At 42.9% G+C, this 13,169-nt stretch carries 14 protein-coding genes; 7 read left to right on the top strand and 7 right to left on the bottom strand.

What is annotated here, in order from left to right:
* Positions 1–83: 83 nt before the first annotated feature.
* Positions 84–767 carry a RadC family protein gene (radC, locus tag VLA57_RS04120; protein ID WP_333954425.1) on the bottom strand — a complete coding sequence of 228 codons (684 nt, stop codon included), beginning with the start codon at positions 765–767 and terminating at the stop codon, positions 84–86.
* Positions 768–885: 118 nt separating this feature from the next.
* On the opposite strand from radC, the gene coaBC reads away from it, so the two are divergent.
* The gene (coaBC, locus tag VLA57_RS04115; RefSeq protein ID WP_333954424.1) at positions 886–2,247 is read left to right on the top strand and encodes a bifunctional phosphopantothenoylcysteine decarboxylase/phosphopantothenate--cysteine ligase CoaBC; all 1,362 of its coding nucleotides are present in this window, start codon (positions 886–888) and stop codon (positions 2,245–2,247) included.
* A 116-nt stretch (positions 2,248–2,363) separates the two neighbouring features.
* A complete protein-coding gene (locus VLA57_RS04110) occupies positions 2,364–3,140 on the top strand; it encodes a sulfite exporter TauE/SafE family protein (RefSeq protein WP_333954423.1) in 777 nt (258 codons plus the stop codon).
* Positions 3,141–3,170: 30 nt separating this feature from the next.
* Here VLA57_RS04110 and VLA57_RS04105 read toward each other — a convergent pair whose 3' ends face one another.
* The 3 genes from VLA57_RS04105 to VLA57_RS04095 form a co-directional block, all read right to left on the bottom strand.
* Positions 3,171–4,088, bottom strand: a complete 918-nt coding sequence (locus tag VLA57_RS04105; protein WP_333954422.1) for a histone deacetylase family protein — start codon at positions 4,086–4,088, stop codon at positions 3,171–3,173.
* A 264-nt stretch (positions 4,089–4,352) separates the two neighbouring features.
* Positions 4,353–5,255: a YbjN domain-containing protein gene (locus VLA57_RS04100; protein WP_133104770.1), complete on the bottom strand. Its 903-nt coding sequence runs from the start codon at positions 5,253–5,255 to the stop codon at positions 4,353–4,355.
* Between the two features lie 74 nt (positions 5,256–5,329).
* Positions 5,330–6,367 (bottom strand): hypothetical protein, encoded by a 1,038-nt coding sequence (locus VLA57_RS04095; protein WP_333954421.1) that lies wholly within the window; start codon positions 6,365–6,367, stop codon positions 5,330–5,332.
* Positions 6,368–6,498: 131 nt separating this feature from the next.
* On the opposite strand from VLA57_RS04095, the gene ccmA reads away from it, so the two are divergent.
* From ccmA to ccmE, 5 genes are all read left to right on the top strand, one after another.
* Complete coding sequence (gene ccmA / locus VLA57_RS04090; RefSeq protein ID WP_333954420.1) at positions 6,499–7,128, top strand: heme ABC exporter ATP-binding protein CcmA; 630 nt, start codon at positions 6,499–6,501, stop codon at positions 7,126–7,128.
* Between the two features lie 136 nt (positions 7,129–7,264).
* The gene (locus tag VLA57_RS04085; protein WP_188018904.1) at positions 7,265–7,921 is read left to right on the top strand and encodes a heme exporter protein CcmB; all 657 of its coding nucleotides are present in this window, start codon (positions 7,265–7,267) and stop codon (positions 7,919–7,921) included.
* A 207-nt stretch (positions 7,922–8,128) separates the two neighbouring features.
* The gene (gene ccmC, locus VLA57_RS04080) at positions 8,129–8,917 is read left to right on the top strand and encodes a heme ABC transporter permease CcmC (RefSeq protein ID WP_011514426.1); all 789 of its coding nucleotides are present in this window, start codon (positions 8,129–8,131) and stop codon (positions 8,915–8,917) included.
* A gap of 44 nt (positions 8,918–8,961) precedes the next feature.
* Positions 8,962–9,183 (top strand): heme exporter protein CcmD, encoded by a 222-nt coding sequence (gene ccmD, locus VLA57_RS04075; protein WP_011514425.1) that lies wholly within the window; start codon positions 8,962–8,964, stop codon positions 9,181–9,183.
* Between the two features lie 251 nt (positions 9,184–9,434).
* Positions 9,435–9,935 (top strand): cytochrome c maturation protein CcmE, encoded by a 501-nt coding sequence (ccmE, locus tag VLA57_RS04070; protein WP_133104766.1) that lies wholly within the window; start codon positions 9,435–9,437, stop codon positions 9,933–9,935.
* 122 nt (positions 9,936–10,057) lie between these two features.
* Here the strand turns inward: ccmE and VLA57_RS04065 are convergent, their stop codons facing one another.
* The 3 genes from VLA57_RS04065 to VLA57_RS04055 all read right to left on the bottom strand — a co-directional run bounded on the left by VLA57_RS04065 (position 10,058) and on the right by VLA57_RS04055 (position 13,152).
* The gene (locus VLA57_RS04065; RefSeq protein WP_333954419.1) at positions 10,058–10,906 is read right to left on the bottom strand and encodes an aldo/keto reductase; all 849 of its coding nucleotides are present in this window, start codon (positions 10,904–10,906) and stop codon (positions 10,058–10,060) included.
* Positions 10,907–11,249: 343 nt separating this feature from the next.
* Entirely contained in the window at positions 11,250–12,200 is a 951-nt protein-coding gene (locus tag VLA57_RS04060; RefSeq protein WP_333954418.1) for a MetQ/NlpA family ABC transporter substrate-binding protein, read from the bottom strand.
* Between the two features lie 265 nt (positions 12,201–12,465).
* Positions 12,466–13,152 (bottom strand): methionine ABC transporter permease, encoded by a 687-nt coding sequence (locus tag VLA57_RS04055; RefSeq protein WP_011514421.1) that lies wholly within the window; start codon positions 13,150–13,152, stop codon positions 12,466–12,468.
* Positions 13,153–13,169: the final 17 nt, after the last annotated feature.

Genomic DNA, 13,169 nt, shown 5'->3' with positions numbered 1-13,169 from the left:
AACTATCAAGAGCGAAAACGCTACGCTGTGTCGATAATATGTATCAAGATTTGTGTATATAACCAAATGCGAGTCATTAAACGTTAGTTAAAAGGCGGTAAACCGTTTTCAGCATAAGATAAAGTCTCATTGCGCCCAACGATGACATGGTCAATCAAAGACAAATCTATAAGATCACAAGCTTTTTTGAGCTCATAGGTTAACAAGTTATCCGCCGTTGATGGTTTAGCATCGGTATGCGGATGGTTGTGAGCAATAATGAGCTGGCTTGCAGCATGGCTTAACGCATGACGTAGCACATGCTTTATACAGACGGAGCAAGAAGAGATGCCACCTGTAAACAATATCTCAAAATTGATTAGATTCAAGGCATTGTCCAAACATAGCACAGCGAACACTTCTCGCGGCTCACCGCGCAACTGAGTGCTGATATAGTCTTTGACCATTTGCGAGCGTCCAAGTCCTTGACCCGTTTTAAGCTGACTGTCCAAATAGCGTCTGCCCATCTCAAGTGAGGCGAGTATCTGCGCGTATTTGGCAGGACCGATGCCGTGACAAGCAAGGACAGTTTCTTGTGGCGCTGCTAACAGCTCTGCTAGGCTACCAAATTGCTCGATCAGATGGCGAGCCAGCTCAATGGCTGACTGCGACTGTGTGCCCGTGCGCAGAAATATCGCCAATATCTCAGCGTCGGATAAGTGCGCGGCGCCAAATTTTAATAGCTTCTCACGCGGTCTATCATCCTCATGCCAGTCTTTGATTGCCATGCTTATTCCTTAAGAGGCACTTGCGACGAGATAAATTTAGAAAACTTTCCCTAACTTATCGCATAATTGCTACTATAAGCGCAATTTTATCTTTCAATTTTTTGCTGATGCCACGCTTATGTCAAATATCCTGCTTGCTATCACTGGCGGTATTGCCGCTTATAAATCTGCTGTATTTGCCCGTCTATTAATCAAGGCAGGCTTTGAGGTGCGCGTCGTTATGACATCAGGTGCACAGGCTTTTATCACTCCACTAACCCTACAAGCTTTGACGGGTAATGAGGTGCATATCTCGTTACTCGATGAAAAAGCGGAAGCGGGCATGGGTCATATCGAGCTTGCAAAATGGGCAGACCTTATGGTCATCGCGCCGGCATCTGCCAATACGTTAGCGCGGCTGGCAATGGGTATGGCAGATGATTTACTGACCACGGTCTGTCTTGCAACGACAGCGCCAGTCATTATCGCGCCTGCGATGAATCAACAGATGTGGGCGCATCCTGCCGTTAACTTAAACGTGCAAACCTTGCGTGATATGAATTATCAAATCATTGCGCCTGCTAGTGGTGAGCAAGCTTGTGGCGATGTGGGTGCAGGACGCTTACCTGAGCCTGAACAGTTATTAGAAGGAATTTTACTGTTTCAAGCAATGCAGACGACGCCTCAGTTATTGGCAGGTAAAAGAGTCGTGATTACCGCAGGACCGACCGTTGAAGCAATTGATCCAGTGCGTTATTTGTCTAATCACTCTACTGGGAAAATGGGTTTTGCTTTGGCGCGTGCCTGTGTTGCTGCTGGTGCAGACGTTATCTTGATTGCTGGTGGCAAAGTTGCTTTGCCAACACCGCTCAATGTCACACGCATTGATGTATTGTCAGCTAAAGAGATGTTGACGGTCGCGCAGCAGTGTGTGACAGGCACGCATAGTACACTACAGTATATGGTTGAAGATGAACATGATCATTCTCACGATCATATGCACGAGCACAGCCATGACCATGGCGACTGTGATTGCGACGATCAGCATACTGATGCTATCGATGACGGTAGCGTGAAAATGGCTGATATCTTTATCGCCACCGCTGCGGTGGCTGACTATCGAACGGAAGAGGCGGCACCACAAAAAATTAAAAAAACCCAAGACGCAATGACGCTAAGCTTGGTCAAAAATCCTGACATTTTAGCGACGATTTCGCTTGCTCATCCTGAGTTGTTTGTCGTTGGCTTTGCAGCAGAAACTCAAGATGTTGAACGTTATGCTCGTGGTAAGCTGCTTTCTAAAGATTTAGATTTGATTGCTTGCAATGACGTCTCACGTGCTGATATCGGCTTTGCCAGTGATGACAATGCAATGGAGGTTTTTTTCTCAACACATTATGAGCACGATAGCATCATACTTGATAAAGCGAGTAAGGATAAAATTGCTGAGCAGCTAACGACGATCATTGGTGAGGCGATTTGGCAACGTCATAGTGTTTAGTAATGCTCAGTGCTGCTCATTACAGTACGCATTGTAGTGACGATTAGTATGATTACTTGTTGCATAAGCATAATACATATCGAAGAAGATATGAAGTTTTGACTAGTAGGGCTAACATGATAGATGGCGATAGTACTCAAACGTTATTGCTCATTGCGATTTTTGCTCTGGCATCCTTACTACACGGTATTAGTGGCCTAGGTATCACCTTGGTGACTACTACCGCGCTTGCCAGTATGTATCCTTTACCACATGCTATTGTATTAGTCATTTTTCCATCGTTATTACTCAATGCGATGACTTGGCTGGCAGGTGGTGGTCGCACGATTTGGCAAAATTTCATCTATTACGGCAGGCGCTATTGGTTACTGGCATTGACCAGCTTACTCGGTAGTATTCTAGGCGCGAAGCTCTTACTATGGGTCGATAGCGCATATATTTTATTGTTATTGGCAGCCGTTATTGGTTTTTACGTCGTAAGCAGCTTGCTTGGTAAGCAACTTCGTCTACCTGCTACCAAGCCTGTGTTAATCATCGTTGGCTTTAGTGCAGGCGTGATTGGCGGCGCGACCAATGCTATGTCGACCATATTGATGATGTATTTATTGTCTGCAAGCAACGATAAGCATACTATCGCTAAAGTCGGTAATATGTGCTATTTCTTGGGTAAAATTGCCCAAATCATTGTATTGCGTGAGCCTATCATGGCACTAAGCAATGGTGAATGGCAACTGATTGCTTTACTTAGTGTCATGTCAATCACCGCGCTCTTAATTGGCATCCGCTTACGACGTTATCTACCACAAGCACGCTTTCGTCAGCTTATCTTAGTGATCCTCACAGTACTTGGTATACGTATCGGCTGGCAGGGGATTATGTCATTTATGGCTTAGCAGAAGCCAGAATATAATTGATGCTAAATTTTAGTCAGTCGCCTTATCAAAGAATATCTGCTGCGCCAGTTGAAAGGTATTACAATGTGCTTCAACCACATCATTAATATCTTCTGAATAACCGCCGCCCATGACGATAGCGATTGGAATATTGGCAGTTTTGGCTTGGCGTAGGACATATTCATCACGCGCCTTGCAGCCTTCTATGGTTAATCCAAGCTTGCCTAATTTATCCGTCGCTAGTACATCCACCGCCGACTGATAAAAGATCATATCAGGTGCAAAATCCGTTATCAGTCTTGGCAAGGTCTGCGCTAAAATCTGTAAATATTGCTCATCACCAGTATCGTTATCTAGCTCAATATCTAAGTCTGATACTTGCTTGCGAAATGGATAGTTCTTTGCGCCATGCATACTAAAGATAAAAACGCGTGGCTCATCTGCCATGATGCTGGCATTGCCATTGCCTTGATGGACGTCTAAATCAACGACCAATATCCTTTGTGCTTGTCCGCGATTTAATAGTAAATTGCTCGCGACACAGACATCATTAAAGACGCAAAAACCCTCACCATGATCGGCAAAGGCATGATGGGTACCGCCCGCGACATTCATCGCGACGCCGTATTGCTGTGCAAAAAGTGCGCATTCATAAGTCGCGTGAGCAATATAGCGCCCACGCTCTACTAACTCAGGCGTCATCTCAAAGCCGATCGCTCGTGCTTCTTTTCTTGGTAGCGTTTGGGTCTTAAGTTGATACCAATAGTCAGCAGTATGCGTCGTTAAGATTTCATCTTCGCTTAAGCGTGTGGGCGCAAAAAAGTTATTTGCACTAATAGTCTTTTCCGCTAATAAGCGCTCAGGAATCATGGTGTATTTTTGCATCGGAAAACGATGTTTTTCGGGTACTGAATAACGAAAAATATCGGAGTAGGCAATTTTTAACATAGTATTTTTAATATCGTATTGTTTTTCTAAAGAAATCGTTGTCGAATGAGGTGTTTTAAAGCAGTCATCTTAGATGCTTGTTTTCTCAGGAGTAGATTAGCCACAGTCAATTCCAAATAAAACCGATACGTTATATTGCAACGCGGAACTGGTATAAATTTTTCTGGCTTACTGTGCCTACGCCGACAGAGGCGGCGTAAAATTCATCCCAGTCCCGCTGTATCGTTTTAATACTGAATTCAGTATATTAATAGTAGCGACTTCTCACTGTACAAATTGAGTGGGCAAAAAGAAGGTTCTTGAATCGGATTGTTGACGTAGCTGCAAAAGTAGATCGGATAATTCTTCAGCAGGGTATTGGTTATTGACCAAATCACTAAATATCTCATGCGCAACCGTCGTCATGGCAATGATACTTTGTAATAAATGCTCAAGAATATCGTCGTCAAGTCCGACTGCTTCGACATCAATGGCGTTTTTATAGCGTATCTCACCATCATTGATATCCATCTCTAAATTGCCAACCATCATGTCATAGTTGATTTGAGTAATGAGTAGCATAGCGGCACTTTGATGACTCTCTGGTATCAAAAATGGCAAAATACCATAGACTGCCAGCAGCTTATTTTTTTCTTGTACTCGAAATAGATAACCACAATCAAGCTGCTTATTGCGCATTCTTAAAGACAAATAATGGGATTTTTGGCTGTCTCTTGCTTTGGGCTGATAATGATTATAATGCCACCCTTTATCGTCGAAGTATTGCTTTAGATAATCGACAATGGATAAATTGCTCTCACTTTTTTGCTCTGCACTATTTTCGAAATCTTTGCCAATAGCTGTATCAATATCGGTTTCAACTTCGATAGGTTTATTCGTAGTATCGCTGTTATCGGTGACATTTGCGTCTGTGCTAGGGGCATTTTTGTCGCTGACAGTGCTGTCAATATTGTTAGAGTCAGTCTCTTTATGATTAGTATTAATATTATCCGTACTAACATTGTCAGTAGCTACTTGTGAAGCACTCACCTGAGCATCAATCTCACCAAAGTCAGCATTTGGCAAATTCTTAGATGATTTAATATGATCAATAACAGAGCGCACAGTGGATGTGGTTAGCAGCTGCTTCATTTTTTGCCATAAGCTGAGTTTATTACGTTGACTCATAAATAGTGTGCTAACCAACAAATGAAATATAAAGATTAAGAAAAAATACACATAAAGAAGCAGGCAAAAATAAATTACTGGTTGCTGAAACTCAAACTGTCTTTGATATTGGGCTGGCTATAAAACGCTTGTAGCATTTCACGCAGATGCGCGGTCAACCATACGCTCTCAAACGCATCATTGATGATAGGCATTAGGGTAGTGGACAGCTGCATCATTGCTGCCTCATTAATATGTAAGCTTTCTGCCACCTGTGCTATGGTATCGGACTGATGGTTGCGATACCAAGTATCAACGCTCGCTGCTACAAGGCTATGTAAATAAGGGGAGATGCGTAAGCGGTTGTAACTCTGCTGAATACTCGCTTCAATATGATCGATGCTGCTATTATCAGGCTCATCACGTAAATAGGTTTGAAGATGGCTAATCGGCTGCGCTTTAATGCGCGCCCAACCAGTGACCAATAATCGCGCCACCTCTTCATTGGATAAATGTTGTTGGGCGTTGGCTTCAGCGCGATGCGCCAAATCTTTAATATTACGATGCAGGTAAGTCTGCAATTTTTCATCAAGATTTCTGTTGGTTGCCTTTTCAAATGAGCTGCGCCCAAGCTTCATCAGTTTGCCAACACCGCCCGCTTTTTCTAGCGTATTTTCCATAAAGTCGTTGATGGCGTGGTATAGCGTTTGGGTCAACAAATCTGCAAATGTATCGTTGCCAACCAAGGTATGAATCAAGATATTACGCTGCTGCTCATGGCTGCCGACATAGTTCGCTAGCGTTTCAACTTGTGTATCATCGATAAGCTCTGATAACGGCACATTGTCATTGGCTGGATGATAAATAATGCTATGCAAGATATCACGGATATCGGCACGCATGACCTCGCTTAAAGGATGGTCTAGTAGCCAATCATTAAGTAGGCGCTGTAAATCATCGCTACTGATATATTTGTCCAATGGCTGCGCACCAAACCACTGCCAAGCTTCCATGCTCAGCGGTTCAGCTTGCTTACGTAACCATTGCTGCATAAACGTGACTTGTGCATCAATTAAGCTGTTTATCGTTAGCATAGGCGTATTTGGGGTTTGAATATCTTTTGAAGTCTGCATAGGTTTTGAGGTCATAGTAATCGACAATTTGTTATACTGTATGGTTATGGGGCATAAAGTATTATGCCACGAACATCGTCTTGGTTTGTGATGAATATTGACTGCGGGTCAATAAATAATGAGAGGTTGTAATGACGGCTCTGAATACCGCCTTACTTGCGCTTGATGAGCTGACCGTTCAGCGTGGTGAAATCCCTCTATGTGAAGGGGTGTCACTCAAGTTGTCTGCAGGCAGCATCTGCCATCTAATTGGTGCCAATGGTACCGGCAAGACCACGTTACTTATGCAACTGGCTGGATTATTGCCAGTGCTAACAGGTGAGACTTATTATCAAGGGGCAGTTCGTTTACCGATTCAGCCTTTGTATGTATCGCATCAATTGGGTATTCATCCCAATCTCACCGTTGCTCAAAACCTCACCTTTTTGCTGAATTTATATGGTATCACACCAAGCGCTGCTGATATTGATGACGCCCTCACTTGGGTAGGATTACAAGGATTTAAGACCATAAGCTCAAGTCATTTATCTGCGGGTCAAACAAGGCGAATTACCCTTGCACGGTTATATTTACTGACGCCTGAAGTGACGCCATTATGGTTACTTGATGAGCCATTCACCGCACTCGATGTTGATATGGTAGTCCGCATGGAAGATCGATTGCGCGAGTTTGCTCATGAAGGTGGGGCGATATTAATGACCAGTCACCAAGCAGTCGGCGTTGCCAATCAAGTGCTTGATTTGTCCGATTACATGGTATAACGCTATCAGTAATTGTCAGTATCATTGTCAGTATAAATGCGATAAGCATCAGTGGAAGAGCGTATAAATGATAGAAACAGACAGTTCATTATCAATCATAAATGCTCATACAGCTGATGTGCGCAGTATCAGTTTTATGCAGCTGTGGCGCCGTGAGTGGCAAGTAAAGCAGCAGGGAGCGGTACAGTGGTTATATCCGTTAGTGCTGTTTTTGGTGATTATTACCTTGTTTCCGCTAGCGGTTGGAAGCGAGCCTGCACTATTACAGCGCCTTGGGGTGTCGGCAGTGTGGATTGCCGCTTTATTGTCATTGGTGATGGGCGTTGATGGTTTGTTTAAGCCGGCGCTTGATAATGGCACATTGGCGCAATTGGTTGTCGCCAAAGCCTCGCTGCCGTTGTGGGTGCTTATCCGTTTGGTGATTCACTGGATTTTTAGCAGTGGTATTGTGGCCGCATTAAGTTTGCTTGCTGTGCCTTTATTTCAGCTGAGTTGGTTTGAGGCATGGATATTGATGGCATCAATTGTTACGGGTAGTCCGATGCTGTTAATGCTGTCAGCGGTTGCTAGTAGTTTGACGTTATCATTGAAGAATGGCGCTGTGCTAGTGCCTTTAATCGCTTTGCCGATGCAGTTGCCGGTATTGATTTTTGCCACCGGTGCGGTTGATTTATTTGCTACGGGTCTTAACGGTCTGCCTATTTTGGCGTTGTTGCTGGCAGGTAGTATTATCTCAGTGCTAGTGATGCCATGGGTGATTGCTATGACGTTAAAAATGTCTTGGTTGAATTAAAGTTTACACTGGCATGGTGTTCCTTCTCTTATTAAAGCCTTTTATATTAACAACATGATGAAAACTGGCAACTTTGCTATAATAGTCTATTAAACACACACTCACGTGTAGATTCTATCCAGCGTTTAACGCCAGCAGGTTAGCGGATAATTGTATGAATCATGCGTTTAACTTGATAATCACTAGCTGCGTAATAGGTTTATTTCCATGCCCAACCTAAATAATGTCTCATCTCCTAGCCTGTGGCAACGCATTTGGCAAGTTTTCCTGACCACGGTGGGTACCAAGGAATTCTTTCGCATCTTTTCGCCTTGGGTCAAGTGGTTGGCGATACTAGCAAGTCTTTGCCTACTCATCGGCAGTATCTGGGGGCTGGCTTTTGCGCCGCCTGATTACTTACAAGGCAATAGCTATCGTATTATCTTTATCCACGTACCGGCAGCAAGCCTTGCTATTTCAATTTATTTTTCCTTAGCGGTACTTGGGGTGATTTACTTAGTCTGGAAAATCAAGACCGCTAGCCTTGTGGCGCAGGCACTTGCTCCTCTGGGGTTTTTATTGTGTGTGATTAGTTTGCTGACGGGTTCTATTTGGGCAAAACCTACGTGGGGAACCTACTGGGTTTGGGATGCGCGGCTGACATCGATGCTGATCTTGGCATTTTTATATGCCGGTGTGATGGCATTGTTTGCCGCCTTTGAACATACAGCAAATCGCGGTAAAGCTGCCGCTATTTTGTCTATCGTTGGCGCAGTGAATCTGCCGATTATTAAGTATTCAGTAGAGTGGTGGAATACTTTACACCAAGGCTCGACCTTTACCTTGACTGCGGCACCTAAGATGTCAGCAGATATGTGGCTGCCATTACTACTGATGATTATCGGTAGTTACCTATTGGTCGCAACCTTAGCGATTTACCGTACCAACACTTTAATCTTGCATCGTGATCAAGGTAAAGCGTGGGTGAAAGAATACATCCGTGGACAAGCCAAATGACTGTAATGACTGTCGACCAACTAAATAATGGCTAGGAAAATATGATGCAGCCTTACTTTTATAGTTTTTCTGAGTTTATTGCAATGGGTAAGCATGGCGTTTTTGTCTGGTCATGCTGGGCGATTACCGTTGGCATGATGCTGGCTTTTGTATTTTATAGCCGTCGTCAAAGACAAGCTCTTATTAAGCAGCTGGCGATTCAACAAGCCCGTCAGGCACAGCGCACGACCAAAACGCCAACACCGGTGACTAAAAATACTCACTAGAAATCATTTTATCTCATACCCTTAATATCTGGATTTGATACATTGCGCTGATACATAAATGAGCAGATAAAGGATTTCTATCAAGGTGGGTAACCTTATTGAGTTATTCATAAAATGCTACCATATAGTTATTAGAAGAGTACGATTAGAAAGACATTTTTAGGACGTTTTTCTAATGGTAGTTTCTTTAATATTTTCTGTTTTATAGATGGATAATGTCTAAAACAGCGACTCATCAATGAGGTAGTAGTATGAACGCAGTTCGTCGTAAAAAACTGATGTGGGTTATGTTTACGCTTGCAGGGGCAGCCATAGCCGTAGTGTTGGTGATTTATGCTATAGGGCAACAGACCGACTACTACTTTGACGCGACCGCCATTGCGCAAGGTGAAGCGCCACAAGACAAACGTATTCGTGCTGGTGGTATGGTGGTTGCTGGTAGTGTACAGCGTGCGCCAAACGACCCATTGAGCGTTGAATTTGCCATCACAGACTTTCAATCGACCGTCCCCGTGACTTATCAAGGTATTTTGCCAGATTTGTTTGCTGAGAACTCAGGTGTTGTCGCGACGGGTAAAATGCAAGGTGATACCTTTGTCGCAGGTGAAGTGCTGGCAAAACACGATGAGAACTATATGCCGCCAGAAGTTGCTAAATCGATGAAAGAAAATAATCGCAATGGTGCAGTCCCTTCTTCTGAGCAATACAATCCTGCTGAAAAAATTCATGAGACCAAGACTTTACAGCAGTAATTGCGCTGGCAACAATAAATGATAATTATCGTAAAAAGCGTTAAACATAAAAAAAGCCAGCGATATCTTATCACTGGCTTTTTTTTGACGAAACTCATACTTAAATAAGTATGAGTTATTTATTAATCATCCCATTCTGGCGAATAATCTGGATGCTTAATTTTACGCCCGTCGCTACGCGCTAAGCTGCCGATTTTCTCAAGTTCATCCGCACTCAACTCTACTTTGATGGCATCTAAGTTGCTTTGTAAGTGCCCAGGATTAGACGTTTTTGGAATCGCAATACGGTGCTTATCGGATAGAATCCACGCCAGCGACACTTGTGCGGCGGTGATACCGTGTTTATCAGCGATGTCTTTAATGATTTTATGATCAAAAACATCTCCGCGGGCAAGCGGCGAATACGCTTCTAATAAAATATGGTGATTATTTAAAAAGGTCTGCAACGTTTTTTGCTTAATAAAAGGATGAAACTCAACCTGATTGACCGCAATCGGCACGTCAGCATATCTCTTGGCTTCGATGATATTAGCGATATTAAAGTTAGACACGCCAATATTGCGAGTCAGCCCTTGTTTTTGCAGCTCACAAAGCGCGGGGATAGTCTCAGATAAGGGCACGCGATCATCAGGCCAATGTAGTAGCAGTAAATCAACGTAATCGGTATCTAGATTTTCCAATGAGCGCTTAGCAGCGGCAACGAGTTTTTCTGGCTCAAACTTCATGTCATCAGGGAATATTTTGGTCGTTAAAAAGAACTTATCGCGAGCGACACCTGATTGCTTAATACCTTTACCAACCTCGACTTCATTGCCATATGCTTGGGCCGTATCAATGTGTTCATAGCCCATTTTTAGACCTTGGCTGACGACATCGATACAGTCTTGACCGGTTGATTGCCAAGTACCCAGTCCTAGTACCGGAATGTTTGCTTGTCCAGCGGTGCGAATATTATAAGTTTTAGCACGCATGTTATTGTCCTTGTTATTCATGTATTTATTAATAGCCCGTGTATATATTAATAGAGGGTTTAATCAGAAATATAGTGTTCTCAATCTCTATTAAGCCTCAATCTCTATCAAGCTTAACCACTATAAAAAGAAATGGCGGTAAGTGAAAGAGTAGGTGACGCTTTCCTACAAACGACAAACAGGCTGTAACGTCATTTAAATTATTTCTTGCTTATCATTACTAAAATACAGATCAAAAAAAGCCCATTATTTATCAATAATGGGCTTTTTGTTATTACTTAAAACGGAATCATTTGAATAGATGAGTCGTATTAAATCTATTAACTATTCATGACTGTTTTCACTATTTAGCAGCTTCTACAGGTGCGGTACTTGTAGTGTCAGCACCCCAAATCTTTGGATATTTATAGCCAGGGAAGCTGTCGTGAGCATATTTTTTAAAGGCATCTGAGTTATAAGCGTTAGTGACGTCTTTTACCCATTTCTTGTCTTTATCCGCAGTTTTGATAGCAGACCAGTTTACATAAGCAAAGCTTGGCTCTTGGAATAGCGCTTCAGTCAGCTTGATACCTGAATCGGTCGCGTAGTTACCGTTAATGATAGCAAAGTCTACTTCGTCACGCGCACGAGGCAACTGCGCCGCTTCTAGCTCAACGATTTTTATGTCGTATTTGCTATTATCAGCGATATCAGTTTTTGAGGCAGTCAATGGATCGATATTGTCTTTTAGCGTAATCCAGCCAAGCTCATTCATCATGACTAATGCGCGAGCAAAGTTACTCGGGTCATTAGGCGCAGAAACGCTCATACCTTTATAAACGTCTTCGATTTTGGTTTTTTTACCAGCGTAAATACCTAATGGGGCAGTAGGAACTTGGAAGACTTCTACCAAATCAAGGTTATTTTCTTTTTTGAAGGTATCTAGATAAGGCTTATGTTGAAAGATGTTGATGTCTAAATCGCCATCTGCTAACGCAACGTTTGGACGGACATAATCAGTAAAGGTTACCAGTTCAACTTCATAGCCTTGTGCTTCTAATGAACTTTTTACTTGGTTACGAACCATATCTGCAAAGTCACCTTCGGTCGTACCGATGACGATTTTGCTATGTTCAGGATCAATATCACTGGTCGCAGTGGTTTCTGTATTGGTAGTTTCGGTTGCGCCTTCAGTAACTGGCTCTTTGGTGGCTTCTGGTGCTGATGAATTATTGCAACCGACCAACACTAGGCCTGATACGCCAACAGCAGCAAATGCAGTCGCTACTTGACGGCTGATATCTGTTAATTTCATGGAACTTCCTTAATAAGGGTAGGAGTCAAAGTATAAAATCCTGAGATTAAAAATAGAATTAAAAAACCGCATTAAAAAAGCAACATTATGAATAGTAATGCTGCTAAGTTAACGAGTGTTAAGATAGTATCAAAATTAAAGGGAATCAGTTACAAAGTCAAGCATTTGCTTAGGATGAATCAACATTAGACCCTGTAAACTATTCATATCAAGCATCACTCAGTCATCAATATCTAATTTTAATGAGCCAAGTGATCACAGGTTTTTAACGTTTATCCAATCGAGTCGCGACCCAATTTCCTAAGGCTTGAATACCGATGACCATGATTGACAGCATAATGACGATGAATACCATCACCTCAGTCTGATAACGATAGTAACCATATCGAATTGCCAAATCACCTAAACCGCCGCCGCCAATCATACCAGCCGCTGCTGAAAAAGAGAGCAAGCTGATACAAAGTATGGTCACGGACAAGACCAAGCCAGAGCGTGCTTCATTAAGCAGTACTTTGATGATGGTAAAGGGACGGGCGCCCATCGATTCAGTTGCTTCAATAATACCGCGCGGCACTTCACGTAAGTTTTGCTCAACCAAGCGCGCAAAGTAAAATGAGCCAGCAATCGCAAGCACCAATGATGCGGCGATAGGACCAATACCAGTACCGACGATAGCCTTGGTAAAGGGACTCATGGCAATCATCAAAATGACGAATGGAAAGGCACGCATAAAGTTTGTGATGCCACCAAGTACAGCATAGAGCGTTTTATTTTGTAAAAACTGCCGATCACTAGATAAAAATAAGAAGACGCCAAACAGACCGCCGATAAGAATGGCAACTGTCGTTGAGATACCAAGCATAATAAAAGTATCTAAAAATGCCTGCCAAATCTCTTTACGCAGGGCGAGTAGCTTGTCTATCGAGGCGGATAATTCTGCACCGGTTATCATGTTTATTTCTCCTGCCT

Origin of the sequence: Psychrobacter sp. S4(2024), from assembly GCF_036861305.1 — a bacterium.
Classification (GTDB): domain Bacteria; phylum Pseudomonadota; class Gammaproteobacteria; order Pseudomonadales; family Moraxellaceae; genus Psychrobacter; species Psychrobacter cryohalolentis.
Note: the sequence above shows the minus strand (reverse complement) of the source record. Positions and strands in the feature narration are given on the sequence as shown.